Annotated in this window: 19 protein-coding genes; 2 read left to right on the forward strand and 17 right to left on the reverse strand. The window is 69.4% G+C overall.

Features of this window, described 5'->3' with window-relative positions:
• Positions 1-39: 39 nt before the first annotated feature.
• From V6B97_RS10955 to V6B97_RS11010, 12 genes are all read right to left on the reverse strand, one after another.
• Positions 40-1,452: a sigma-54-dependent transcriptional regulator gene (locus V6B97_RS10955; protein WP_333506541.1), complete on the reverse strand. Its 1,413-nt coding sequence runs from the start codon at positions 1,450-1,452 to the stop codon at positions 40-42.
• Between the two features lie 5 nt (positions 1,453-1,457).
• Positions 1,458-2,756, reverse strand: coding sequence for a two-component system sensor histidine kinase NtrB (locus V6B97_RS10960; RefSeq protein WP_333506542.1), 1,299 nt, complete (start codon positions 2,754-2,756; stop codon positions 1,458-1,460).
• Between the two features lies 1 nt (position 2,757).
• Positions 2,758-3,900 (reverse strand): iron-containing alcohol dehydrogenase, encoded by a 1,143-nt coding sequence (locus tag V6B97_RS10965; RefSeq protein WP_333506543.1) that lies wholly within the window; start codon positions 3,898-3,900, stop codon positions 2,758-2,760.
• Between the two features lie 251 nt (positions 3,901-4,151).
• On the reverse strand, positions 4,152-5,054 hold the full coding sequence (locus V6B97_RS10970; protein WP_333506544.1) for a hypothetical protein: 903 nt from the start codon (positions 5,052-5,054) through the stop codon (positions 4,152-4,154).
• Between the two features lie 312 nt (positions 5,055-5,366).
• Complete coding sequence (locus tag V6B97_RS10975) at positions 5,367-5,855, reverse strand: ferritin-like domain-containing protein (protein ID WP_333506545.1); 489 nt, start codon at positions 5,853-5,855, stop codon at positions 5,367-5,369.
• A gap of 240 nt (positions 5,856-6,095) precedes the next feature.
• The gene (locus V6B97_RS10980; protein ID WP_333506546.1) at positions 6,096-6,983 is read right to left on the reverse strand and encodes an FAD/NAD(P)-binding protein; all 888 of its coding nucleotides are present in this window, start codon (positions 6,981-6,983) and stop codon (positions 6,096-6,098) included.
• On the reverse strand, positions 6,976-8,070 hold the full coding sequence (locus V6B97_RS10985; RefSeq protein ID WP_333506547.1) for a 4Fe-4S dicluster domain-containing protein: 1,095 nt from the start codon (positions 8,068-8,070) through the stop codon (positions 6,976-6,978). Before V6B97_RS10985 ends, V6B97_RS10980 begins: the two co-directional genes overlap by 8 nt.
• Positions 8,070-9,554 (reverse strand): hydrogenase iron-sulfur subunit, encoded by a 1,485-nt coding sequence (locus V6B97_RS10990; RefSeq protein WP_333506548.1) that lies wholly within the window; start codon positions 9,552-9,554, stop codon positions 8,070-8,072. Before V6B97_RS10990 ends, V6B97_RS10985 begins: the two co-directional genes overlap by 1 nt.
• Positions 9,542-11,500, reverse strand: a complete 1,959-nt coding sequence (locus tag V6B97_RS10995; RefSeq protein ID WP_333506549.1) for a CoB--CoM heterodisulfide reductase iron-sulfur subunit A family protein — start codon at positions 11,498-11,500, stop codon at positions 9,542-9,544. The genes V6B97_RS10990 and V6B97_RS10995 overlap by 13 nt, the downstream gene beginning before the upstream one ends.
• Entirely contained in the window at positions 11,497-12,486 is a 990-nt protein-coding gene (locus V6B97_RS11000; protein WP_333506550.1) for a CoB--CoM heterodisulfide reductase iron-sulfur subunit B family protein, read from the reverse strand. Before V6B97_RS11000 ends, V6B97_RS10995 begins: the two co-directional genes overlap by 4 nt.
• Entirely contained in the window at positions 12,483-13,043 is a 561-nt protein-coding gene (locus V6B97_RS11005; protein ID WP_116305517.1) for a 4Fe-4S dicluster domain-containing protein, read from the reverse strand. Before V6B97_RS11005 ends, V6B97_RS11000 begins: the two co-directional genes overlap by 4 nt.
• Positions 13,044-13,320: 277 nt before the next feature.
• Positions 13,321-14,502 (reverse strand): iron-containing alcohol dehydrogenase, encoded by a 1,182-nt coding sequence (locus V6B97_RS11010; RefSeq protein ID WP_333506551.1) that lies wholly within the window; start codon positions 14,500-14,502, stop codon positions 13,321-13,323.
• Between the two features lie 480 nt (positions 14,503-14,982).
• On the opposite strand from V6B97_RS11010, the gene V6B97_RS11015 reads away from it, so the two are divergent.
• Positions 14,983-17,130, forward strand: a complete 2,148-nt coding sequence (locus V6B97_RS11015; RefSeq protein WP_442935482.1) for a molybdopterin-dependent oxidoreductase — start codon at positions 14,983-14,985, stop codon at positions 17,128-17,130.
• Positions 17,131-17,140: 10 nt separating this feature from the next.
• Entirely contained in the window at positions 17,141-17,650 is a 510-nt protein-coding gene (locus tag V6B97_RS11020; RefSeq protein ID WP_333506553.1) for a 4Fe-4S dicluster domain-containing protein, read from the forward strand.
• A gap of 177 nt (positions 17,651-17,827) precedes the next feature.
• On the opposite strand, the gene V6B97_RS11025 is transcribed toward V6B97_RS11020, so the two are convergent.
• Genes V6B97_RS11025 through V6B97_RS11045 form a run of 5 tightly spaced genes read right to left on the reverse strand, consistent with a single transcriptional unit; the run spans position 17,828 to position 24,293 of the window.
• On the reverse strand, positions 17,828-18,667 hold the full coding sequence (locus tag V6B97_RS11025) for an exonuclease domain-containing protein (RefSeq protein ID WP_333506554.1): 840 nt from the start codon (positions 18,665-18,667) through the stop codon (positions 17,828-17,830).
• Positions 18,664-20,685: a DUF294 nucleotidyltransferase-like domain-containing protein gene (locus V6B97_RS11030; protein ID WP_333506555.1), complete on the reverse strand. Its 2,022-nt coding sequence runs from the start codon at positions 20,683-20,685 to the stop codon at positions 18,664-18,666. Before V6B97_RS11030 ends, V6B97_RS11025 begins: the two co-directional genes overlap by 4 nt.
• Before the next feature lie 25 nt (positions 20,686-20,710).
• Positions 20,711-22,375, reverse strand: coding sequence for a putative nucleotidyltransferase substrate binding domain-containing protein (locus tag V6B97_RS11035; protein ID WP_333506556.1), 1,665 nt, complete (start codon positions 22,373-22,375; stop codon positions 20,711-20,713).
• Between the two features lie 3 nt (positions 22,376-22,378).
• Positions 22,379-23,938 (reverse strand): sodium:solute symporter family transporter, encoded by a 1,560-nt coding sequence (locus V6B97_RS11040; protein ID WP_333506557.1) that lies wholly within the window; start codon positions 23,936-23,938, stop codon positions 22,379-22,381.
• Positions 23,928-24,293, reverse strand: a complete 366-nt coding sequence (locus tag V6B97_RS11045; protein WP_442935484.1) for a DUF485 domain-containing protein — start codon at positions 24,291-24,293, stop codon at positions 23,928-23,930. Before V6B97_RS11045 ends, V6B97_RS11040 begins: the two co-directional genes overlap by 11 nt.
• Positions 24,294-24,526: the final 233 nt, after the last annotated feature.

The raw sequence follows: 24,526 nt of genomic DNA on the forward strand, positions 1-24,526 counted from the left end.
CCACTTGGGGCACCTGCCCATGACGCCGCCCCGCACCCCCTACCCAATGTCGTACTCCCGCATCTTGCGGTACAGGGTCTTGCGGCTGATGCCCAGCGCGGTGGCGGCCAGCGAGCGATTGTTGTCGTAGAACTCCAGAATCCTGGCGATGTGCTCCCGCTCCATGGCTTCCAGCGTCAGCGGCCCCTGCGCCTCGCCCGATGCGCCATGCTGTCCCGGCCCACCGCCCCCGGCCATCCCTCCTGCCTGCCCGCCTCCCGCGCCGCCCGTCCCTCCCGCCAGGCCGGCCAGTTCGCGCGGCAGGGCGTGTTCGGTGATCAGGTTGTTTTCCGCCAGAATGATGCTGCGTTCCAGCACGTTGCGCAGTTCGCGCACGTTGCCCGGCCAGGCGTACTGCATCAGGCAGGCCATGGCCCGGTCCGAAATGCGCAGGTCGTCGCGCCCGTTGCCCAGGCGGGCCAGAAAGAATTCGGCCAGCAGGGGGATGTCCTCCTTGCGTTCGCGCAGGGGGGGCATTTCGATGTTGAACACGTTGATGCGGTGGTACAATGCCTCGTGGAAGCGCCCGGCCTCCACTTCCCCGGCCAGTGCCCGGTTGGTGGCGAAGATGAGCCGGATGTCGCAACTGCGGTGGTCCTTCTCTCCCACCCGGCGGTAGGTCTTGTTCTCCAGCACGCGCAGCAGCGATGCCTGCACCTCCACCGGCAGTTCGCCGATCTCGTCCAGGAACAGCGTGCCCTTGTTGGCGAAGGCCATCAGCCCGTCGCGGCTTTCCAGCGCGCCGGTGAACGATCCGCGCACGTGGCCAAACAGTTCGCTGCGCGCCAGTTCCTTCTGCAACGTGGCGCAGTTCTTGATGATGAACGGCTTGTCCGCCCGGCTGCCCAGCGACTGGATGGCGTGGGCGGCCACTTCCTTGCCCGCCCCGCTCTCGCCGGTGATCAGCACGGGCACGTCGGTGGGGGCCACCTTTTCGATCAGGTAGCGCACCTCCTTGATGCCCTGCGAATTGCCGATCAGGGTCACCGCCGGGCGCGCCCCGTCGCGCGCGTGGCGCAGGGCGCGGTTCTCGTTGCGCAGAAAGGCCCGCTGGTAGGCCCGCTCCACCACCACTTCCAGTTCGGTCAGGTTGAACGGCTTGGTGATGTAGTCGTAGGCGCCCAGCTTCATGGCCTCCACGGCGTTGTCGATGTTGCCGTGCCCGGTGATCAGGATGACCTCGGTATCCGGGTAGCGCTGGCGCAGTTCCACCATGAACTCGATGCCGTCGGCATCCGGCAGGCGGATGTCCAGCACCACCACCTCGTAGGTGGCGCGGCGCAGCCGTTCGCGCGCCTGGCGGGCGCTGGTGGCCACGTGCACGGCCCGGACGGGGGTGGAAAGCTCCTTTTCCAGCAGCTTGCCGATGGACGGCTCGTCGTCCACGGCCAGCACGGTGTAGGCGGTGCGCACGTCGGTTACTCCGGCGGAAGCGGCAGCGTGACGGTGAACGTGGAGCCTTCGCCGACCCGGCTTTCCACGCGGATGTCGCCGCCGTGTTCCGTGACGATGGTGTAGCAGGTGGACAGCCCGATGCCGATGCCCCGGCCCACCGGCTTGGTGGTGAAAAACGGCTCGAACAGCGAGTCGAGATGCTCCGGCGGGATGCCGCTGCCCGTGTCGCGCACGGAAAATCCCGCGTGGCGCCCCTGGCGAAACGGGGTGACGGTGATGACCGCCGCGCCGTCGTCGCGCCCCTCGCCTCCTTTCCGGGCGTTGGCCTCTGCAACGCCCTCTCCGTCGCCCGCGCCGTCCAGCCCGTTCAGTCCGCCCTGAACATTTTTCACGTCGAACGCATCCAGCGCGTTCACCAGCAGGTTCAGCATCACCTGCTTCAGCTGCGCCTCGCACCCCAGCACCACCGGGGCCGTGGGGCATGGCCGGGCGTCGATGCGCACGTGGTGGTACTTGGGCTGTTTCAGGTGGTTCTGCAGCAGCTTCAGGGTGTCGCCCACCACGCTATTGAGATTCACGGGCGAGAATTCCGAGGAATGCGGCCTGCTGAAGGTGAGCAGCGAATGCACGATCTCCTGGCAGCGGCGGCATTCGCCAAGGATGGTCCCCGCGTAGTCCGCGAGGTCGGCGTGCATCTCCGGGTCCACCGCGCCGCGCAACCGCTCCACCCGGCGCAGGATGCCCTCCGCGAAGCCGTGGATGGCCGTGAGCGGGTTGTTCACCTCGTGCGCCACCCCGGCGGCCAGCATGCCCACGGTGGCCATCTTCTCGGCCTGGTGGAACTTGGCCTGGAATTCCTTTTCCAGGGTCACGTCGCGCTTGAAGATGAGAATCTGGCGGTCCTGGGTGGCCGGGTCCTTGATGGGCGAGGCCACCATCTCGAACTGCAACTTGCGGCCGTTGATGCGGAAGATGGACGTCTCGCGGCATACCTCGTCGGTGACGAACGAACGGTGCGCCGGACATTCCGGACAGGGGTGGTCCTGCTGGCGGAAGATTTCGTAGCAGTAGCGCCCTTCCGGCGCGCGCACCCCCAGGATGTCGTAGAACACGTGGTTCACGGCGATGATGCGCAGGTCCTTGGAAAGCACCATCATCAGGTCGGTGATGCCGTCCAGGATAGCCTCTATCTCCAGGCGGCTGCGCTCCGATTCGCGGTGCGCGGCCTTCAGTTGCACGATGGTCTGGCGCAGTTCCTGAAAGAAGCCCAACTTGCTGTGTTCTATGCCGATGAGGTCGTCGAGGCTGGTGGACTGGGTCATGTCACCACGCCTCTTCGCAGATGGCCAGCAGGTCCTGCCAGGTGACCGAGCGCGGGTTGGTCAGGGTGCAGGCGTCGTTGACCGCCGTGCGGGCGATGGTTTCCAGCGCGGACCGGTCGGGCAGCAACTGCCCCAGCCGCACCGGCACGCCCAGCCCGGCGAAGAATTCGTGCAGCCGTTCTATGCCCGCGCGGGCGATGCTTTCCGCGCTGGCCGCGCGCGGCCCCACCACGATGCGCCCTATGGCCGCCAGCCGGTCCACGCTCACCGGCAGGTTGTAGCGCATCACGTGCGGCAGCAGCACCGGGTGCACCAGCCCGTGCAGCACGTCGAACATGCCGCCCAGCGAATGGGCCAGCGAATGGCCGATGCCGAGCCCCGCGTTGCTGAACGACATGCCCGCCGCCGTGCTGGCGATGCTGAGCTGTTCCAGCGCCCCCGGGTCGCGCCGCTCCACGGCGGGCATCAGGTTGGCCATGATCAGCTCCATGGCGCGCAATGCCTGGTGATCGGTGAACGGCGAGGCCAGCAGCGAAAGGTACGATTCCACGGCGTGCGCGAAGGCGTCGATGGCCGAGGCGATGATCAGTTCTTCGCTCTTGGTCAGCAGCACCTGCGGGTCGATGATCGACACGTTGGGAATCAGCGACCGGCTGATGATGGACATCTTCAGGCGGCGCTCCACGTCGGTGATGATGCAGAACTGCGAGATGTCCGACCCGCTGCCCGCCGTGGTGGGCAGAAAGATCATGGGCGGCAGGGGCCGCATGATCTTGTTGGCCCCCTCGTAGTCGCTGATGCGCCCGCCGTTGCCCACGATGGTGCCGATGCCCTTGGCCGTGTCCATGGGGCTGCCGCCGCCCAGGGCGATGACCACGTCGGCCCGCTCGTCACGGTAGATTTGCGCGCCGTGGTGCACCTGGTGGTCGCGCGGGTTGGAGTTGCAGTCGGAAAAGTACACCCATTCGAGGCCGTTGCCCCCCAGGATGTCCATGACCCGCTCCACCCAGCCGCTGGATTCCAGCCCCTTGTCGCTGACCAGCAGCACGCGCGAGGCGCCCAGCCTGCGGGCGCACGGCGCGAGGTGGTCGAGGCTGCCATGCCCGAAGATGATCTCCGGAATGGCGAACTTGGTGATCCGCATGGTGTCCCTGCTCCCGAAGCGCCGCATCGCGCCATTGCGCGGCGTCTGCCCTGTGTATCGCGTCCTGCCGGGCGGCCCGGCCATTGGGAGCGCCGGTTCCGAGTACCGGCCCCGGAGTGTCGGCCGGAGCCGCGCACGGTAACGGCAGCGCCCTGCCCGCATTCCCTCCGCGCGGCGTCCCACAACGCCACGTGGGGTTTCCGTGCGCCCTCCCACAAGGGCGGCACGGCAGCGTCACCACGTCCGGCAGGCTACGTCAGCAGCCTGCACACCGGCGCGACGTCCGCGCCGCCCTGCCCGTACAAGGCGGCGTCCGCACCGGCGGCATGCGCACCGCCGGGCCCATGGACCGGATGAACGATCACGAGCCCGTCGGAACGAGTGACCATATCGCGGATATAACCACGCCGGGCGAATTCCCGCAACAGCGGCAGGATATCCCGGCCCTTTCCCCTGGGAGCCATGGCCCGCAGGCGTTGCGGGTCGATCAGGCAGGTTTCGCGCAGGGTCCAGGCCACCCCCAGCAGCCATTTGCCAAGCCCGTCGCGGCCCAGCGCGGCCCGGTCGGCGATGAAGCGGGCCGTGCCCGGCGCGTCGCGCAACGCCTCGAACGGCTCGGGGCCGAACTCGATGCGCAGGGAGCCGGACGCCTCGTCGCGCACCACGGCGGACAGCAGTTGCATCCGCGCCGTAAACCGGCCGTCGCCGCAGGTCATGCGCGCCTCGTGCAGGCGGTGCAGCCGCGCGGCGAAGCGCGCCGCCCCCGCCCTTCCCGTCGCCCCGGCCAGGCGGGCGGGCTCGTCGGCCGAACAGCGCAGCCGGGGCACGCGTCCGCCCTGGCGCAAGGCCAGCAGCACGCAGGCCAGATAGGCGTCCAGGTCCCCCTGGTCCAGCCATGGCCCTTCGCAGGTGACCACGGCAGACAGGACCAGCGGCGTCACCGGACGCAGGCAATGCCGCCCGGCGCGCAGATAGGTGGCGGCGAACAGGTCCGAAGCCAGGAACAGCGAGGGGATGTGGCCGAGAAAGGCGCGCTCGTCGGCGATGCTCCAGGCGGGCACGCCGCCGGATGCGGCGGGACGGCCGACGGACGCCAGAAGGGCGGCGTCCGGATCGCCAAGGGGAGAAGATTCGAAGGGGGATGGAAGAAACACGAACGCCTCCCGTGCCGACCAGGTGCGCGACGCGCACCCGGCGGATCGGCTGTCGGCGGACCGGCCGGCGGCACGGGCGCTACGTGCCCGCCGCTGGCGGCCTGCCTGTGTCCTTCGCCCCGCGGGAGGCTGCGCGGGACGGGCATGGGACGCCGGATCCTGGAGATGACGGACGGCCGGGTGCCTCTTTCCGGCCGTCCGCCCCTCCATTGCGCCGGACCGCACCCGGTGCGGACCGGCTCCGCGCGCGCCGTTGCGTCAGTCGCCGCGCGCGGAACGTGCATGCACTGGCGGCCGCCGGTGCATAAAGGGCTAGGCGTGCACTTGCGCCAACATGGCGGTGAGGGCGCGCAGGTGGGCGCGTTCTTCCGCGATGCAGGCATCCACGGCCGCCTTTTCACGGGCGGGCACCAGTTCGCGCATTTCGGTGAAGAACAGCAGGGTGTCCTTCTCGAACTGGATGGCCATGCGCAGGGCGGTGGCGTGGTCGTCGGCGGCGCCCTTGAGCGAGGTCAGGGCGCCGGACTGGGTGAACAGCGCGTGCGAATCGAGCAGCGCGTGCAGATATTCCACGTATTCGGAGGCGATGCTCCACGCGGGCAGTTCCACGGGGCCGACGCGGTCGGCCATGGCGCGGAAGATCGCCTCGTGCCTGGCCTCTTCGGCGGCAAGGTGCTCGAACAGCGCCTTGACCTCGGGCTTGGTGGCCATGGCCACGGCCTGATTGTACACGTCCTGGCCGCGCTGCTCGATACGGATGGCGGCGGCGGTGACGTCGGCGGCGTTGAAGAACTCGGCCATATGTTCTCCCTGTGTCCCCCCGGCGCGGCGGTCCCGCGCCGGGGGCTTGTGGACTTTACTAACGTATTCTCGGGGCTGGCGGAGAGCGGTTATCCCCTCCGCCAACGCTCCCGCCCGCAAGGCAGGATTTTGTTCGCTGGCAAGGAAACCAAGCCCGCCAGGCGGGAGCATACTCTTCTCGTATTCGACCGCATGGCGGGCGCCGGTTGACGCAGCCAGCGGGCAAAAGCCAACTTGCGGCTAGAGTTCGTTGGGCAAATCGCGGAGTTCGGCGTAGGTGAACACCGGCCCGTCCACGCAAACGTACTTGGTGCCGATGTTGCAGCGCCCGCAGATGCCGATGCCGCACTTCATGCGCCGTTCCAGCGTGGTGATGATCTGCTCGTCGGCGAAGTGCAGCTTCTTCAACGCCTCCACCGTGAACTTGATCATGATGGGCGGGCCGCACAGCACGGCGACACTGTTCGCATTGGGCGGGGCCAGGTCCAGCAGCACGTGGGGAATCAGCCCGGCACGGTGCGGCCAGTCCTCGGGGGCCTGGTCCACCGTCAGGGTGGTATTCATGTCCGTGCGGGCCAGCCAGTCCTGCACGTCGTCGCGGAAGGCCATGTCGTTGGGGGTGCGCGCGCCGTACAGCAGCGTGATGTTGCCGTAGTCGGCGCGGTTGTCCAGCATGTACAGCAGCAGCGTGCGCAGCGGGGCCATGCCGATGCCCCCGCCCACGAACACGATGTCCTTGCCGCGCATGGCCTCGAACGGGAACCAGTTGCCCAGCGGGGCGCGCACGCCCACCTTGTCGCCGGGCTTCAGGCCGTGCAGGGCGGCGGTCACCTCGCCCGCGCGCATGATGCTGAATTGCAGGTAGTCCATGCGGGTGGGCGGCGAGTTGATGACGAAGGTGGATTCGCCCACGCCGAACAGCGAAAGCTGGCCCACCTGGCCGGGATTGAAGCGGAAGGCTTCCATGCGCGCCGGGTCGTCGATGCGCACGCGCAGGGTCTTGATGGCCGGGGTTTCCTGCACGGTTTCCAGCACGGTAGCCACGTCGGGCAGGTAGGGGTTGTCGGTGAACCCCGTGCCCAGGGTGGTGGCGTGCGCGCCCGCTTGCGGAGTGATGGCGTCAGGCATTGGGGGTCTCCTTCGCGTCGGGTTCGGTGGCGCGCACCACCATCTCGCGGATATCCACGGACACCGGGCAGCCGGTGATGCAGCGGCCGCAGCCGTTGCACGACACCACGCCCTCGTGCAGCCGGGGGTAGTACGAGAACTTGTGGCCCACGCGGTTGCGCAGGCGCAGGGCCTTGCCCATGCGCGGGTTGTGGCCACTGGCCTCGCGGGTGAACAGCGAGGACATGCAGTTGTCCCAGCTGCGCAGCCTCCTGCCGCGCATGCCGTCGCCGCCGTCGTTCTCGTCGGTGATGTTGAAGCAGTAGCAGGTGGGGCACAGGTAGGTGCAGGCCCCGCAGGACAGGCACTTGTCGGACATGTCGCGCCAGAAGTCGGCGTCGCCGAAGCGTTCCAGCAGGCGGTCCGGGGTGGTAGACAGGTCCGGGGCCGGACTTTGCGCGTTCAGGGCCGCCAGGGTGGCCGCGTGCACGGCCTGGGCGGCGTCCGCGCGGGCGGCGTCGGCCTCGGGCAGGTCGGCCTGTTCCAGCACGGCCCCGCCGCGCTCGGTGACGGCCACGGCCACGAAGCCGCCCTCGTCACCACTGCCGACGGGCGTCAGCAGGATGTCCGAGCCGGTGGTGTCCGCCGGGCCGCAGCCGGTCCAGTGACAGAAGCAGGTGGACCCGGCCTGTGTGCAGGCCAGGGTGACCACCACGGTGGCCTCGCGCCGCGCCGCATAGTACGGGTCGCGGTGGGGGCCGTTCAGGTACACCCGGTCGAAGATGTGGAAGCCGCGCGCGTCGCACGGGCGGCCGCCGAAGATCAGCGCCGGTTCGATGTCCACGGTGGAATCCAGGCGCACGGTGGTGCGGCCGGGGTCGTTGGGGTCCTTTTCGCGGATGAAGGCGAACAGCCGCTCGCTCTGCGGAAAGATGACGCCCTTGGGCGGCACCGTGGCGCGGGCCAGCAGCGGTTCCTCGCCTTCCGCGCGGGGGCGGAAGACCACGGCGTCGCCTTCCCTGCGGGGCGCGTACGTCACGCGGCCCCGCGCCATGAGGTCGAGGGCGCGGGCAAGCTCGCCGCGCGCGATGTATCGTGCGAAGCTCATCACAGCCCATGCTCCTTGATGTTCTTTTCTTCAACGGCAAAGCACAGCAGCGGCGGCACCGCGTTCACGTCCACCCCGGCGCGGTAGTCGAACAGGGTGCGCACCGAACGGTTCATCCACTGCTTGAGGGCCAGCACCGGGATGTTCACCGGGCAGGCCCGCTGGCATTCGCCGCATTCGGTGCAGCGCCCGGCCAGGTGCAGGGCGTGGATGACCTGGAACTGCAACTTCTCGCGGATGTTGCCTTCCTGGGTGGTCCAGTGCGGGTCGCGGGTTTCGGCGATGCAGTGGTCGCGGCACACGCACATGGGACAGGCGTTGCGGCAGGCGTAGCAGCGCAGGCAGCGGTCCATCTGGGCGCGCCAGAAGCCGCGCCGCTGTTCCGGGGTCATGGCGTCCAGGGCTTCGAGACTGGGCGGCGCGTCGGGCGCGGGGCCGGCCGGGGCGGAGGCGTTGCCCTCCACCACGTCGCCCAGCAGGGGCACGGGGGTGTCGCAGGTGCGGCACTTTTCGGCCACCACATCCGCCAGCTTGAGGCGGGCCGGGGCTTCGCCTTCAATGGACAGGCCGTCGCCGTCAACGCCCACCGCTGCGGGAGCCGTGTCGGTGCAGGCCACGTCACCCACGCCGTCCAGCGCCTTCTGCACGCGGGTCACGTCCACCACGCCCTCGCAGGCCATGCCGAACACCCGCACGCTGTCGGGCTCGATGAGCTGTTCCTGCAACAGTTCGATGACCGAACGGCTGTCGCACCCCTTGACCACCACGCCCACCTTGCGGTTCTTGAACTGCGGCAGGTAGGTGGCCAGGTTGTGCACGTTCAGCGGTCCCCAGGTCAGCTTGTCCACGTCTTCGGGCTTGCGCATGAACAGCGGCGTGGCGTGCAGCGCGTCGAAGCCCTGCTGCCAGCCGATGACGCAGTCCAGTTCCGGCAGGGCCGCGCGGATCTTCTCGCGCAGTTGTTCCAGCGACGCGGCCAGCGTGCCCGCCGCAGGATACGCCAGCGGACGTAGCGACGCGCGCGGGATGTCGCCCTTTTCCGCCAGCGGCAGGTAGGGGGCGGCTTCCTCGATGCGCGGGGCGTGCCCCAACTGGTGCACCTTCTCGACAAAGGACGATACGACATTCTTCCAGCGCTGCCCTTCCGACGCCGAAACCCAGGTGTACTGGAAGCGGTCCGGGTCGATGCCCAGGGCGGGCAGGAATTCCTTCAGGGTTTCAAGCCGTCGCCGGGCGTAGAAGTTGCCCTGGCTGTAGTGACAGTCGCGCGGGTGGCAGCCGGAGACCAGCACCCCGTCCGCGCCGCTGAGCAGCGCTTTCACCACGAACATGGGGTCCACGCGGCCCGAACAGGGCACGCGGATGATGCGCAGGTCCGTGGGCTGCGAGAAACGCCCGACCCCGGCGGTGTCGGCACCGCCGTACGAGCACCAGTTGCACAGGAACCCTACGACGCGGAGTTCCTTCCCCTTCAGGACAGGCATAGTGCGTTGACCTCCGCGAGGATCTGATTGTCGGTGAAGTGCTGCAACTGGATGGCCCCCTGCGGGCAGGTGACCGTGCAGATGCCGCAGCCCTGGCACACCGTTTCAATGACGCGGGCCTTCATCTCGCCGCGCAGTTCCATCCATTCGATGGCCCCGTAGGGGCAGGTGGTGATGCACTTGCCGCAGCCCACGCAGCGGCGCACGTCCACCTGCGAGATCTGCGGGTCGCTTTCCAGCCTGCCGCGCGAGAAGAGGCCCAGCACCTTGGCCGCCGCCGCGCTGCCCTGCCCCACCGAGGACGGGATGTCCTTGGGACCCTGGCACGCACCGGCGAGGTAGACCCCCGCGGTATTGGTTTCCACCGGACGCAGCTTGCAGTGGCTTTCCATGAAGAAGCCGTAGTTGTCGTAGGAAATGCGCAGTTTTTCGGCCAGTTGCGGCGCCCCGCGCGAGGATTCCGCCCCCACGGCCAGCACCACCAGGTCTGCGGCCACCTCCACCTGTTCGCCGAGCAGGGTGTCCACCCCGCGCACAAGATAGGTGTCGCCCTGCGGGACGATCATGGACACCCGGCCGCGCACGTACTGCACGCCGTATTCCTCCATGGCCCGGCGGGTGAACTCCTCGTACATCTTTCCGTTGGCGCGGATGTCCATGTAGAACACGTAGCTGCGCGAATCGGGGATGTGGTCCTTGGTCAGCACCGCCTGCTTGGCGGTGTACATGCAGCAGAAGCCGCTGCAATACGGGCGGTCCACGGAACGGTCGCGCGAGCCCACGCACTGGATGAACACCACGGTCTTCGGCTCCTTGCCGTCGGACGGGCGCTTGACGTGCCCGCCCGTGGGGCCGGAGGCCGACAGCAGCCGTTCGTACTGGAGCGAGGTGATCACGTCCGGGTAGCGCCCGCCGCCGTATTCCGTGTACCGGGTGTAGTCGAACAGGTCGTAGCCCGTGGCCGCGATGATGGCCCCCACTTCCTCGGTGACCACCTCGTCTTCCATGTCGTAGCGGATGGCCCCGGTGGGGCACACCTTGGCGCACACGCCACACTTGCCCTTGACGAACTGGCGGCAGGACGTGGGGTCGATGATGGCCTTCTTGGGGATGGCCTGCGGGAACGGGATGTTGATGGAGGTGGTGACGCCCACGTGCTCGTTGAACGCGTCGGGCGACTTCTTGCTGGGGCACTTTTCCATGCACAGGCCGCAGCCGGTGCACAGTTCCCAGTCCACGTAGGTGGCCCTGCGCCGCACGTCCACCTTGAAGTTGCCCACGTAGCCGCCGATCTTCTCGACCTCGGCATGGGCGTACAGGCGGATGTTGGGGTGCTGGGACACGTCCACCATCTTGGGACCCAGGATGCAGCTGGAACAGTCAACGGTGGGGAAGGTCTTGTCCAGCTTGGCCATCTTGCCGCCGATGGTCGATTCGCGCTCCACCAGCACCACTTCGATGCCGCCGTCGGCGCAGTCCAGCGCGGCCTGGATGCCCGCCACCCCGCCGCCGATGACCAGCACGCGCTTGGTCACGTCGAACGACTTGGGGTACAGCGGCGCGTTCAGGCGCAGCTTTTCCACGGCCATGCGGACCAGTTCCGCCGCCTTGTTGCTGTTGGCCTCGCGGTCCTTACCGATCCATGAAACATGTTCACGGATGTTGGCCATCTCGAACATGTAGCGGTTCAGCCCGGCCCGCTCCACCGTGCGGCGGAAGGTGGGCTCGTGCATGCGCGGGGTGCACGAGGCCACCACCACGCCGTCCAGCGCATGTTCCCTGATGGCGTCCACGATGGCAGCCTGCCCCGGCTCGGAGCACGCGTACATGGTGTCGGAGGAAAAGACCACGTCGGGATAGGCGCGGGCCGTTTCCGCCACGCTGGGCACGTCCACGGTGCCGCCGATGTTGCTGCCGCAGTGGCAGACGAAAACACCTATTCTCATGCCCTGCCCCCTTCATTCGCTGCGGCGGCCTGCTTGGCCTGCGCCGTCTTGGCGGCCTGGGCGGCAGCCTTGGCGGCCTGCGCGGCCTCTTCGGCCTGCCGTGCCGCGACAACCTGCGCCGCGCGGCGGAAGGCGATGGCCGGGTCAACGCACAGCTGTTCCAGCCCCAGTTCCGCGTCGGGCACGCCCAGGGCGCGCCCCAGCAACTGGGTGAAGTAGAACACCGGCATGTCCACGGCCTTGCCGCCGGGCCATTCCACCTGCGACTGGCGCAGGTCCAGGTTCATCTGGCACAGCGGACAGGCCACCACCACCGCGTGGGCACCGGCGTCGCGCGCCGCGCCCAGCAGCCGCCCGGAAAGCCGGGCCACGATGTCCCGCCGCGTGACGCCGTACGAGGCCCCGCAGCATTCCACCTTGTAGGGGAAGGGCACCACCTCGGCGCCCAGCGCCGTGAGCAGGTCGTCCATGGAGGTGGGGTTTTCCGGATCGTCGAAGCGCATGACATCCGCCGGGCGGGTCATGATGCAGCCGTAATAGGGGGCCACGCGCAGCCCGGCGAGGGGTTGGCGCACCCTGGCGCGGATGGCGTCCAGCCCCACGCGGGTCACCAGCGTTTCCAGCACCGACTGGACATCGGGAAGGGCCGCCAGCTCATCGGCGGGCTGGTCCAGCAGGCGGCCGACCTTGGCGCGGAACGCCGTGTCGGCCATGCGGTGGCGGGCGGTCTTGAGGTTGGAAAGGCAGCTCGGACAGGGGGTGGCCACGGTGTCGCAGCCCGCGCGGGCCGCGCCCACCAGGTTGCGGGCCGAAAGCGCGCCCGACAGCGCGTGTTCCAGCGCGTGGGCCGGGGTGGAGCCGCAACAGCTCCAGTCCGGAATGTCCGTCAGCTTCACCCCCAGCGCCGCGCAGGCGGCCCGGGTGGAGCGTTCGTACTCGCGCGAGGTGCCGAGCCCCGAACAGCCGGGGTAGTAGGCGAGATTCATCGCGTCCTTTCCTCCTCGTAGCGCTGGAAGATGCGGGCGATCTCGTCCCGGCCCTGGATGCCGTGCGGCATGGGAGAAAGTTTGCCCTTGGGCGCTATGCGCGGCAGCAGGTCGATGTCCGTCCATACTCTGCCGGTGCGGGCCACGTAGTTGGCCACCACGCCCAGTTCATAGACCCGGCCGTGCTTGCGCACGGAAGCCAGAAAGGCGTCCCAGAAGGTGGTCACGCCCTTCTCTGCCACCCGGCCCTCTCGCCGGGCGATGTGGCGCAAGACGTCCATCACCCGCGCCACGTCGATGTTGTTGGGGCAGCGGGTGGTGCAACTGGAGCAGGACAGGCACAGCCAGATGGACCGGCTGTTCAGCACCTTGTCCTTCCGGCCCGCCTGCAGGTTGCGCATGATCTGGCTGACCTGGATGTCGTAGGCGAACCCGCACGGACACCCCGCCGTACAGTTGCCGCACTGGTAACAGTGCGTAAGATCCTGCCCGCTTTCCTCCATGACCGCATGGATGAAATCGTCGTCGCGGACAGATTCAAGGTTGGTCACGTCCATGTCGTTTCCCGGCACGTTGCGGTTGCGCGCTCGCGGATGCCGCCGCGGGAAGGGGAAGGATTTCTCCTTCCCGCGGCGGCCGAAAGCGCAAGTGGGGACATTGCCAAAGCCGGTCGGGGCCGATCGGGTCCGCTCCGGCAAGGGAGGGACCGGTTTTTTGGGGGCCCTTCACGCGCTCGCGCGAGGATGTTGGTGCATCCTCCGCGCGGGCCGGTATGCAGGTGGGGTTGCCCGCCGTCACCCTGAAAAGGACCACGCCCGGCTTTGTCTGTACCCCTTACATGGCCGCTTCGTAAATGGCCGCGACATCGGCATCGGTGGGACAGCGCGGATTGGTCAGGCCGCAGGCGTCCTTCTGGGCGTTCTTGGTCATGATGGCGATGTCCTTGGGTTTCACGTCCTTGCCGTAGCGCTTGCCAAGGGCCACCAGGCCGGCGGGGATGCCCACGTCGGCCGACAGGCGCTTGATGGCGCAGATGGCCTTTTCCGCCGCGTCGCGCACCGAAAGGCCGCTGATGTTCTCGCCCATCAGTTCGGCGATGCGGGCAAAGCGGTCCAGCTTGGCGATGAGGTTGAACTGCGAGACGTGCGGCAGCAGGATGGCGTTGCACTCGCCGTGCGGCAGGTCGTAGAAGCCGCCCAACTGGTGGGCCATGGCGTGCACGTGGCCCAGGCTGGCGTTGTTGAAGGCCATGCCCGCCAGGTACTGGGCGAAGCACATGCGCTCGCGGGCCTCGATGTCGCGCCCGTTGGCCACGGCGCGGCGCAGGAAGGTGGCGATGAGCGTGATGGCCTGTTCGGCGCAGGCGTCGGTCATGGGGGTGGCGATGGTGGAAACGTAGGCTTCCACGGCGTGGGTCAGGGCGTCCATGCCGGTGGCGGCGGTCAGCGCCGGGGGCATGCCCATCATCAGCAGCGGGTCGTCCAGGGCGATGTTGGGGGTCACGCGCCAGTCCACGATGGCCATCTTCACCTTGCGGCTGGTGTCGGTGATGATGCAGAAGCGGGTCATTTCAGAGGCGGTGCCCGCCGTGGTGTTCACGGCCAGGTACGGGGGCATGCGCTTGGTCGACTTGTCCACGCCCTCGAAGTCGTGGATCTTGCCGCCGTTGGCGACCACGAGGCCGATGCCCTTGCCGCAGTCGTGCGAGCTGCCGCCGCCCAGGGTGATCAGGCTGTCGCACTTGTTCTTCTTGTAGACTTCCACGCCCTTGTGGACGTTGTCGTCGGTGGGGTTGGGGATGGTCTCGTCGTACACGCTGTAGGCCATCTTGGCGGCGTCCAGCAGATCGGTGATCTGCTTCAGGATGCCCGCCTTGACGATGCCCATGTCGGTGACGATGAGCGGCTTGGACCCGCCGAGCGCCTTGATCTTTTCGGGAATGGCCCGGGAGGCGCCGATGCCGATCAGGGTAACGCTGGGAATGAAGAACCCGTAGACCTGTTCCTGCACTGCCATGTCTGCCTACCTCGCTGAGTTGGGGTTAGCGACGTCATTGCGGAGCCCGTAATCTCCGCGAACACTCCTGCCCTCATTCAGCAAGGACGGGGCCAAAGTCTCTTTTCCTTGTATTCCGTTATACTGCATGATTCCCCGCCTGCACGGCTGGCGCCAACTGGCCCGGACACGCCCGGCCGTGCCCGTCCGCCGGGCACGGCACATCCTCTTTTCGTGTCTGTGGGGTCCCGCAAGGCAAGGCGGGGCGCGGGCTGGCGGACCGGGGGACAGAATGGGCCACCTCGCAAGCCTGGTTGGGTCGAAACGCCACATGTGCCTAAAAAAGCATAATAAGCACGGCACATGCACAAATCGTGATTGTTTTCACGAAACACTCTCGATTTTTCGGGGTCACGCGTGTAACGGAATGCGTGTCCCTGTTACAAACGACACATGCGCGGCTTTGCTTGCGCGGCGCGGACGGGCGCTGGTAGGCGGGTCATGCTCGAAGACATATCCAACGGCAGGCAAACACCGGAGGCAGCCATGGCAGGCAGGCAAGAGGTGTACAGCGTGTGCGGCATGTGCAGCGTGCGCTGTCCCATCGTGGTGGAAGTGGAGGACGGCAAGGCCGTCCGCATCGAGGGCAACCCCAAGTCGCCCCTGAAGGGAGCGCTGTGTCCCAGAGGCGCGGCGGGCATCGCGCTGGAAATGGACACGGAGCGTCCGCAGCGCCCCCTGATCCGCGTGGGTGAACGCGGCGAGGGCAAATGGCGCGAAGCCTCGTGGGACGAGGCGCTGGACCATGTGGCCGCAAGGCTGAAGGACATCACCGCCGCCCACGGCGGGCGCAGCGTGCTGTTCTCCGACCGGGGCGGCCCCTTCGTGGACCTGCACCAGGCCTTCATGCGCGGCCTGGGTTCGCCCAACTACTGCAACCACGACAGCGCCTGCGCGCGCAACGTGCAGCACGCCGCCAAGTCGGTGATGGGCATCGGCCGCAAGGAAGTGGTCTACGACTACCGCAACTGCAAGCACCTGGTGCTGCAAACCCGCAACATCCTTGAAGCCATCAACGTGGCCGAGGCCAACGCGGTGCTCGACGGCCTGGAAAAGGGCTGCAAGCTCAGCGTGGTGGACATCCGCGCCACCTACACCGCGGGCAAGGCCGACAATTTCTACATGGTGCGCCCCGGCAGCGACCTGGCCTTCAACCAGGCCGTGATCCACGTGCTGATCAACGAGGGGTTGTACAACAAGCCCTACGTGGAAGCGCACGTGCAGGATTTCGACGCGCTGGCCGACCACGTGGCCGCGTGCACCCCGCAGTGGGCCGAAGGCGAGACCGGCGTGCCCGCCGCCGCCATCACCGCGCTGGCCCGCCAACTGGCGGAGGCCGCGCCCCACGTCATCTGGCACCCCGGCTGGATGGTGGCCCGCTACGACGATTCGTTCCACGTCTGTCGCACCGCGTACATCATCAATGCCCTGCTCGGCTCCATCGGGGCCAAGGGCGGCCTGCCCATCGCCAACAAGCCCGGCGACGTGGGCCGCAAGGGCCTGAAGAAGCTGGTGGACCTGTACCCCGCCCCCGAAGAGAAGCGCGCCGACGGCGTGGGCTGGCGGCACACCCAGTTCGACGGCGGCCCCGGCCTGATCAACCTGGCCTACGACGCCATCGCCACCGGCGACCCGTACCCGGTCAAGGCGTACATCTGCTACCGGCACGACCCGCTGATGGCCATGCCCGACGCGGAGGCCATGAAGCGCAAGTGGGAAGGGCTGGACCTGCTGGTCAGCGTGACCTTCTCGTGGTCGGACACGGCGTGGCATTCCGACGTGGTGCTGCCCCTGTCCACCTACCTTTCGCGCGAGAGCATCATCGCCTCCAAGGGCGGGCTGAAGCCGCAGTTCTTCGTGCGCAGGCGGGCCATGCAACCCACGCTGGACACCAGGGCGGACTGGGAAATCCTGTGCGGGCTGGCGAAACGGCTGGGCATGGACAAGCTGGCCTTCGAGCGCATCGAGGACATCTGGGAATACCAGTTGCAGCCCACGGGCGTGACCATGGCCGACTTCGACGCCAAGGGCTTCGTGGAACTGTGCGACGCGCCCAAGTACCGCGAGGACGCCGAACTGAAGTTCCCCACCGCGTCGGGCAGGCTGGAAATGATCAGCCCCAAGTGGACCAAGGCCGGGGAACCCAGCCTGCGCACCTACGCCGCGCCGCCCGCGCCCCCGCAGGGCATGTTCCGCATCGCCTTCGGGCGCACGGCCCTGCACACCCAGGGGCACACCGTGAACAACCCCCTGCTGGCCGAGCAGATGCCCACCAACGTGGCCTGGATCAACACCGCCAGGGCCGCCGAACTGGACATTTCCGACGGCGACCTGCTGGAAGTGCTGGATGCCCGGGGCGCCGCCGCCGGGCGGCTGCGCGCCTTCGTCACCGACTTCGTCCACCCCGAGGCGCTGTTCATGGTGCACGGGTTCGGCCACCGGCTGCCGGTGGAATCGCGGGCGCGGGGCAAGGGCGTGGCCGACCAGGACCTGATGCCCGGCGGGCTGGAACGCTACGACCGGGCCGGGGGCGGCATATCCATGCAGGAACACTTCGTGGCCGTGCGCAAGGCCGCAGCCAGGGCATAGGGGACAGCACATGAGCACCTACTGCATCGTCACCGACGAGCGCCGCTGCATCAGCTGCAAGGCGTGTGAAGTACATTGCAAGGTCAAGAACGGGATGCCTGTGGGCATCAAACTGGGCGTGCACTTCACCGACGGCCCCGTGGCCGGTGCCGGCGGCGCGCCCGCCTACCGCACCCTGTACATGCCCTGCTTCCACTGCGAGGAGCCGGAATGCGTGGACGTGTGTCCCACCGGGGCCATGACCAAGCGCGAGGCCGACGGCATCGTGTACGTGGAGGCCGACGACTGCATCGGCTGCGGCGCGTGCCTGGAAGCCTGCCCCTGGCACATCCCGCAATGGAACGAGGACGGGGACAAGGCCGTGAAGTGCGACCTGTGCATGGACCGCATCGACGCCGGGCTGAAGCCCGCCTGCGTCACCGGCTGCACCACCCATGCGCTCTCGCTGACGGGCCAGAACGACCCGCGCTACGCCGAACAGCGCAAGCGCGCGCCGCAGCGACCAGTGGCGGAAAGGTAGCCGGGCCGGAATGGCCATCGGACTGTCGAGCCGATAAGAGATGATCGGGCGCCCCGCCGGAACAGACGTTCCGGCGGGGCGCTTCGTCTTGCATGGGCTTTGGGTATTCAGGGGGCCTCGTTGTTCAAGGGAATGGGCTGGGCGCAGGGTGGCGCGGGCAAGGCGATGCGATGCGCTTCACAGCCCGAAGGCCCCGCCCCCATGGCGCGCCCCGCAGGCAGCCGCGTCTTCCGCGCGGGCAAGGTCGCCCCATGCCGCCCGGCGGCCAAGGCGGCGCTCCAGCAACGGGACCAGGCGCTGGAACACCTGCGCGCACAGGCAGGCGTCGCCCAGCGCGTCGTGCGCATCGTGCACGTTCACGTCCAGCGCACGGGCCACCGCGTACAGGTCCGCGTCCTTGAGGGGGATGTCCGCCAGCGCGGCCTGCACGTCCGGGGTACAGGGCGCGGCTGGAGTACACGACGGGGCTGGGGCAAACGGCGCGCCGACCAGAGGCGGCGAGGGCGCGCCGGTTGGTGCCGCCCGGCCGGAGGCGCGCAGGTGCCGGAACAGGTCCAGCACGTCGCACCGGGGATGCGCGCGGGCGGGCAGCCCGGCACGCCTGCGCCCGGCGGCCAGGAACGCCTCGTCCAGCCCCAGGCACCAGCCCAGCAGCACCACGGACGGCCCGGTCCCTTTCACCCCTGACGGCAACGCGGCGAGCCCGGCAAGCCAGGCATCGAAGCGGGCCAGTTCCGACGCCGCCTCGTCGCCCCTGGCCGCCTCGCCGGGCAGGATGCGGTGCACGGGCACCCCTTCCGGCCGTACGGGACGGGCCGGGCGCAGCAGGCCGCGAAAGGTGGCGGAAAGGTCCATGCGCATGCCGCGCAGGGCCACGGCCCCCACGGCCAGCAGATCGTCGCGGGCGGGATTGAGGCCGGTCATCTCGCAGTCCACGGACACGAAGACCATCTGCCGCAACGGCGTGGCCGGGTCCGGTCCGGCGCCGGACAGCAGGCGGCGCAGCAGGCGCTTCATGGGGTGTCCCCGCGCCTGGCCGCGAACGATGGCGCATCCCCCGGCGGAACGGCGGCCCCGGCGTCCCCCCGCCGGGGCGCCGGGGCGTCCTCACGAGGCCCCGGCAGCCCGTCCAGCGCCCGCAGGGCTTCGCGGGCGCGGCGCAAGGCCAGCGCGTCCAGACCATCCATTCCAAGGGCGGCATCAGGGCCGCCGGGAGAATCCGCCGCCATGGCGGCGGCCCCGTCCGTAACCTCGTCAGGGACCACATCCGTGACCGCATCAGGGGCCTCGGCTTCGTCGCCCCCGCCATCTCCCGCGCCGCGCCGGGCAAGCTCCGTCCGGGCGGCGCGCAGCAGCAGATATTCGCAGGCCCGCCGGGCATCGGCCAGGATTTCACCCGCACCACCAACGCACGCGGAAAGGGCGCGCAGCCGCGCCAGGGTGCCGGGGGGCTGCACGCCCTGCCCGGCGGCCAGAGCGCGCGCCGTGTCGGCCATCTCCCCGCCCGGCATGGTTCCCCGCCCTGCCCCGTCCGCCTCCCACGGCCAGCGCGCCCCGGCCCGCACCACGTCGCGCAGCGCCGCGTCGGCCACGGCGGCCACGCGCAGGCCCAGTTCCCGGTCTCCGCACGCCGGGCGCACGTCGAACATGCCCCGGCGCACCGGCAGCGGCATGGCCGGAGCGCCGTGACGTTCCGTGGAACCGCGCTCCGGCACCGCCAATTGCCGGAACCGGTCCCGCCAGCCGGAAACGGACAGCGTCCACCCCGGAGTGGCGGCCATGCGCCCCTGCGGGCAGGGAGCAAAACCAAGCGCACGCAACCCGTCGCGCACGAAACGGGCCAGCGTCCCGAAATAGGCGGCCACGCGGCCGTCCTCACCTCCGTCGCCGTTGCCGGGCGTGCCGGGGCCGTCTCCCACCACCAGGCCGTTCCACTGCCGGTGGCGGAACCACGCCTCGCGCCGGGCCGCCGGGCCGAAAACAAGGAAGCACCACGGGCGCGGCGGTTCCCCCAGCGCCACGATGCCCAGTTCGAACAGCCGGGCGGTCATGAGGTCGTGCAGGTCCGGCAGGGTGGCGTCCAGCGTCTCCGGCCGCGCTCCTTCGCCCAGCAGCACGGCGGCCAGCGCATCGGCGCGCGGTGCGGCCTCCACCAGCCCAGTCAGGGTTCCGGCCGCGCCGATGCGCTCGGCCAGCGCCGTGGGCGACACCCCGCGCAGCACCATCAGGTCGTGCGAGGACAACACCCCCACCGGCTCGTCGCCATCGACCACCACCACGTGATGGATGTTGCGCCCGGCCATCAGCAGCATGACGTCCAGGCACGAGGCCCCGGCCTGCACGCACAGCACCGGGGACGACATCAGCGCGCCGGCGGGCTGCCCGTGGCCTGCCCCGCCCGCCACCACGCGCGAACGGAAGTCGCGGTCGGTGAGGATGCCCGCCGCCCTGCCGTCCCCGTCCAGCAGCACGATGGCGCTGCGCTGCCGCCCGGTCATCAGCCGGGCCGCCTCGCGCAGGGAAACCTGGACGGGCGCCGCCGCGAATCCGGCGGGCATGGCTTCGCCCGCCGTAACGGCCTGCCACGGCCGCCCGCCCTGCCAGGACAGGGCGCAGCGCCGCGCCAGGGACGACGCGCCCAGTTCCAGCAGCGCGGGGCCGAAGCCGGGGGCCAGCAGTTCCCGCAGGCCGGGCCTGTCGTCCAGGGCATCGGATACGGCCCGCACCGGCAGCAGGTAGCACAGCGCATCGGTGGCGGCGTACGCCAGCGGCGTTGCCGCCTGCCCGTGGGGCCAGCCGAACACCGTCCCCGGACCCAGCGGTTCGCCGCCCTCCGGGCCATGGCCGCGCACGGCGATGGCGCCCTTCACCACCACGTGCAGCACGGGCATCCCGTCCTCCGTGGCGTTTTCAAGCTCCTCGCCAGCCGGAAGGAACACCACCTGCGCGCCGAAGGCCAGCGCCCGCAGCCGGGCGCGCGGCAGGAACAGGAACGGGGGCACCCCCCGCAGGAAACGGATCACGTCCTCGTGCATGCGCCCTCCCCGCCCCGTCCCCCGGCTACACCATCAAATGCAGCGAATAGCGCCGCCGCAGCATGTCCTGGAAATCCGCCACCACCTTGAAGCATTGCTTCAACCGCTCGCGCTCCATGCCGGAAAGATCGTCGGGCCGCACCCGGTCATCGGGAGCCGCCCCGCTCCGGACCGCCGCCGCCTGCGCCCGCGCCCGCAGCCCCAGGAGATGTTCCATGGCCTCGCCAAGGTCGGCCGCGCGCGCTTCGGACAGCACGCCCGCCCCCCGCAACTGCGCGATGCGCCCGGCGGTGTCGTGCGCGGTCGCGCCCGTGTCCAGCGTCAGGGTGCGCACGCCGTGCATCAGCGGGAACAAGCCGCCCTTCTTGAGGTCCAACGTCGCCCGCGCCGTCCTGTCCGTCCCGGCGCGCTCCACCACCAGCGCGCCGAACACGCCCAGCGGTGGGGCGAAGCGCGTCGCCTCGCGCGCCATGCAGCGCAGCATCAGCGGGGCGGCGCGCACCATGTCGGTCAGCAGGGCGCGCAGACGGACCACCAGATCCCAGCCGTCGTCCACGCCGCGCGCGTCCGCCAGCATGGAGCAGCGCAGCACCCCCTGCGCATCGGGGGCGCGCAGCATGGCCGCCAGGTCCGCCCGCCAGGCGGGCAAGGTCATACGCCAGGCGGGATTGCGCGGCACCACGCCGTGCGGGCAGTCCGGCACGCCTGCCTCGGCCTGCAAGGCGGCAAGGCGCGCGGCAAGGCGTTCGAAATAGTCGGCCACCTGTTCCGGCGGCACGTCGCCCGAGGCTTCGGAAATGACCATGGCCGCATCCTGGTCCGCCGCCAGGAACAGCTCGCGCCGGGCCTGGCTGCCCAGCACGGCCATGCCGAACGGGGCCGGAGGCGGCAGCGGCATGGACGCCACGGCCAAGTGCGCCAAGCGGGCCAGCAGGTGATCGTGCAACTCGGCTCCCAGCCGCCCCACGCCGCGCGCGGGCACGCCCTGCTCCACGCAACGCGCCATCACCCGGCGCGCCCGCTCCAGCAGGGGGCGGCAGGCGGCCCCGTCCGGCGCGGCGGCCATGTCCGCCACCAGTTGCACGGGGTTGTCCGCCCCGGCGGCCAGCAGGTCGCGCTCCTCCAGCATGCCGCGCACCACGCCCCCGGCCGCCACCACCACCAGCCGCCGGATGGCGTGGCGCACCATGCGCGACAGCCCTTCGAACAGCAGTTCATCCTCGCGCACGGTGACCAGCGCGGCGGTCATCGCCGCCTCCACCGGCAGCGCGGCCGCGCCCGGCCCGTGCTCCGCCAGCGCGCGCACCACGTCGCGCTCGGTAAGGATGCCCGCCGGGAGCAGGGGGGCGTCCACTCCGGGGGGCGAACCCGGCCCGGCAGGACCACCGGGGGCATGCACCAGGCAGGCGGATGCCCCCGCCCCGGCCATGCGCGCGGCGGCCTCGCGCAGGGGAGTGCCCCCCGCCACGAACAGCGGCGCGCGAAGTCCCGCCCCGTCAACACCGCCGGGCCCGTGAGCCCCGCCGATCATGTCGCGCACCGGGCGCAGCAACGGGGTTTCCTCCGGCAGCGCGGAAAGGGACAACGGGCCGCGCGCGGCCTGGTCCTTCCCACGCTCTGGCCCACGCTCCAAAGGCCCCTCCCCGCCGGGAGGGGCCACGGATGCCATGGCGGGATAGCCGGTCTTCATTCCCTACTCCGCGCCCACGCCGAGGTAGTTGCGGATCTTCTGTTCGGCGTAGCGTTCCTCGGCGTCGGGTTCGGGGCGCAGCACCGAGCCCAGCCATCCGGCTGCGAAGGCGGCGGGCAGCGAGATGAGCGCCGGGTTCTTCAACGCGAAGGGCGCGGCCATGCCCCAGGGCGAATGCAGCACGTCCACCCACACGGTGGGGCTGAGCATGATCAGTCCCACTGCCAGCGTAGCCCCGGTGGCGATGGAGCACACCGCCCCGAAGGTGGAAAAACGCTTCCACAGGATGGACATGAGCAGCGCGGGGAAGTTGGCGCTGGCGGCGATGGCGAAGGCCAGCCCCACCATGAAGGCCACGTTCTGCCCCTTGAAGGCGATGCCCAGCGCCACGGCCAGCACGCCCAGCGCCACGGTGGCCCGCTTGGCCATGCGCACCTCGTCGTCTTCCGTGGACCGGCCGCGCCGGAACACGTTGGCGTACAGGTCGTGCGCGTAGGTGGTGGCGCCCGCCAGGGTCAACCCGGCCACCACGGCCAGGATGGTGGCGAAGGCCACGGCGGCGATGAAGCCCAGGAACATGGTGCCGCCGGTCACCTCGGCCAGCAGCAGCGCGGCCATGTTGCCGCCCTTGTCGAACCCGGCGATGATGTCCTGCCCCACCAGCGCCATGGCCCCGAAGCCGATGATGAAGGTGAGCACGTAGAAGTACGAGATGAACCCGGTGGCGTAAAACACCGACTTGCGGGCGGCCTTGGCGTCCGGCACGGTGTAGAAGCGCATCAGGATGTGCGGCAGCCCCGCCGTGCCGAACATCAGCGCCATGCCCAGCGACAGGGCGTCCCACGGGTTGGACACGAGGCCGCCGGGGGCCAGCACCTTGTCGCCGTAGCGCGCGGCCGAGGCGCGGAAGAGTTCCGCCGGGCTGAAGCCGAAGTGCCGCAACACGAAGAACACCATCACGCTGGCCCCGCCCAGCAGCAGCACGGCCTTGATGATCTGCACCCAGGTGGTGGCCAGCATGCCGCCGAACAGCACGTACGCGATCATCACCGCGCCCACCACCAGGACCGCCGTCTCGTACGGCAGGCCGAACATCAGGTGCACCAGCGAGCCGGAGCCCACCATCTGCGCGATGAGATAGAACGCCACGGTCATCAGCGAGCCGCACGCGGCGGCCACGCGGATGGGCTTCTGCCGCAGGCGGTAGGCCACCACGTCGGCGAAGGTGTACTTGCCGAGGTTGCGCAGCGGCTCGGCGATGAGGAACATCATTACCGGCCAGCCCACCAGGAAGCCGATGGAATAGATGAGCCCGTCATACCCCTTCAGGGCCACCAGCCCGGCAATGCCCAGGAACGAGGCCGCGCTCATGTAGTCGCCCGCCAGGGCCAGCCCGTTCTGGAACCCGGTGACGCTGCGCCCGGCCGCGTAGAATTCCGCCGCCGAACGGCTGCGCCGGGCCGCCCACCACGTGACGCCCAGGGTGAAGGCCACGAACAGGAAGAAGAACCCGATGGACAGCGCGTTGGGCTGCCCGATGGTGGAGGTGAATTCACTCGCCATGGCGCGCCCCCTTCATGGTCTGTCCCGCCTGCCCGCCTGACTGCATGCCCGTGACGATGCGGCGCACCGCGCCGTCGTACGCCCGGTTGGCCCACCACACGTAGGCGCCGGTGAGCGCCGAGGCGACGACGATGATGCCGAACCCCACGGGAATGCCCAGGGTCATGCCGCCGCCCACGGCGGCCTGCAACAGGTCGCGCCGGAAGGCCAGAACCATGATGAAGCCGAAATAGATGGCCAGCATCAGGGCCGTCAGGGTGAGGGAAACGCTCCACCGGGCACGGACCAGCGCCGCGAACTGCGCTTCGTCGGGGTGATGCTGGTGGGGCTGATGCGGCGTCTGGCGCTGCTCCAGGGTCGAGGGGGTGGGGGTCGAGAGGGTCGGGGGGGCTTCCATGGTCATGCCGGTGGTGCCCGCCGTTTCGGTGATCGTGGCCATGCGTGCCTCCTTGTGGTGTTCCGCCCGGCCCGCGTGCCCGCGTGTATCGGGGCGCGGGCCGGTGCAGTGCCCGTCCGGCGGCGGACGTGCCGTCACGGGGCCGCCGGTGTCGATGGCTCCGTTGTACAGCCCCCTGACGAGAGCGCCAC

It is taken from the genome of Nitratidesulfovibrio sp. 1201_IL3209 (genome assembly GCF_036763125.1).
Lineage (GTDB): Bacteria > Desulfobacterota > Desulfovibrionia > Desulfovibrionales > Desulfovibrionaceae > Cupidesulfovibrio.

Coding starts and splice junctions, on each gene's coding strand:
- V6B97_RS10960 (WP_333506542.1), bottom strand. CDS start 2,756: ATGACCCAGTCCACCAGCCTCGACGACCTCATCGGCATAGAACACAGC.
- V6B97_RS10965 (WP_333506543.1), bottom strand. CDS start 3,900: ATGCGGATCACCAAGTTCGCCATTCCGGAGATCATCTTCGGGCATGGC.
- V6B97_RS10975 (WP_333506545.1), bottom strand. CDS start 5,855: ATGGCCGAGTTCTTCAACGCCGCCGACGTCACCGCCGCCGCCATCCGT.
- V6B97_RS10980 (WP_333506546.1), bottom strand. CDS start 6,983: ATGCCTGACGCCATCACTCCGCAAGCGGGCGCGCACGCCACCACCCTG.
- V6B97_RS10985 (WP_333506547.1), bottom strand. CDS start 8,070: ATGAGCTTCGCACGATACATCGCGCGCGGCGAGCTTGCCCGCGCCCTC.
- V6B97_RS10990 (WP_333506548.1), bottom strand. CDS start 9,554: ATGCCTGTCCTGAAGGGGAAGGAACTCCGCGTCGTAGGGTTCCTGTGC.
- V6B97_RS10995 (WP_333506549.1), bottom strand. CDS start 11,500: ATGAGAATAGGTGTTTTCGTCTGCCACTGCGGCAGCAACATCGGCGGC.
- V6B97_RS11000 (WP_333506550.1), bottom strand. CDS start 12,486: ATGAATCTCGCCTACTACCCCGGCTGTTCGGGGCTCGGCACCTCGCGC.
- V6B97_RS11005 (WP_116305517.1), bottom strand. CDS start 13,043: ATGGACGTGACCAACCTTGAATCTGTCCGCGACGACGATTTCATCCAT.
- V6B97_RS11010 (WP_333506551.1), bottom strand. CDS start 14,502: ATGGCAGTGCAGGAACAGGTCTACGGGTTCTTCATTCCCAGCGTTACC.
- V6B97_RS11015 (WP_442935482.1), top strand. CDS start 14,983: ATGCTCGAAGACATATCCAACGGCAGGCAAACACCGGAGGCAGCCATG.
- V6B97_RS11020 (WP_333506553.1), top strand. CDS start 17,141: ATGAGCACCTACTGCATCGTCACCGACGAGCGCCGCTGCATCAGCTGC.
- V6B97_RS11025 (WP_333506554.1), bottom strand. CDS start 18,667: ATGAAGCGCCTGCTGCGCCGCCTGCTGTCCGGCGCCGGACCGGACCCG.
- V6B97_RS11030 (WP_333506555.1), bottom strand. CDS start 20,685: ATGCACGAGGACGTGATCCGTTTCCTGCGGGGGGTGCCCCCGTTCCTG.
- V6B97_RS11035 (WP_333506556.1), bottom strand. CDS start 22,375: ATGAAGACCGGCTATCCCGCCATGGCATCCGTGGCCCCTCCCGGCGGG.
- V6B97_RS11040 (WP_333506557.1), bottom strand. CDS start 23,938: ATGGCGAGTGAATTCACCTCCACCATCGGGCAGCCCAACGCGCTGTCC.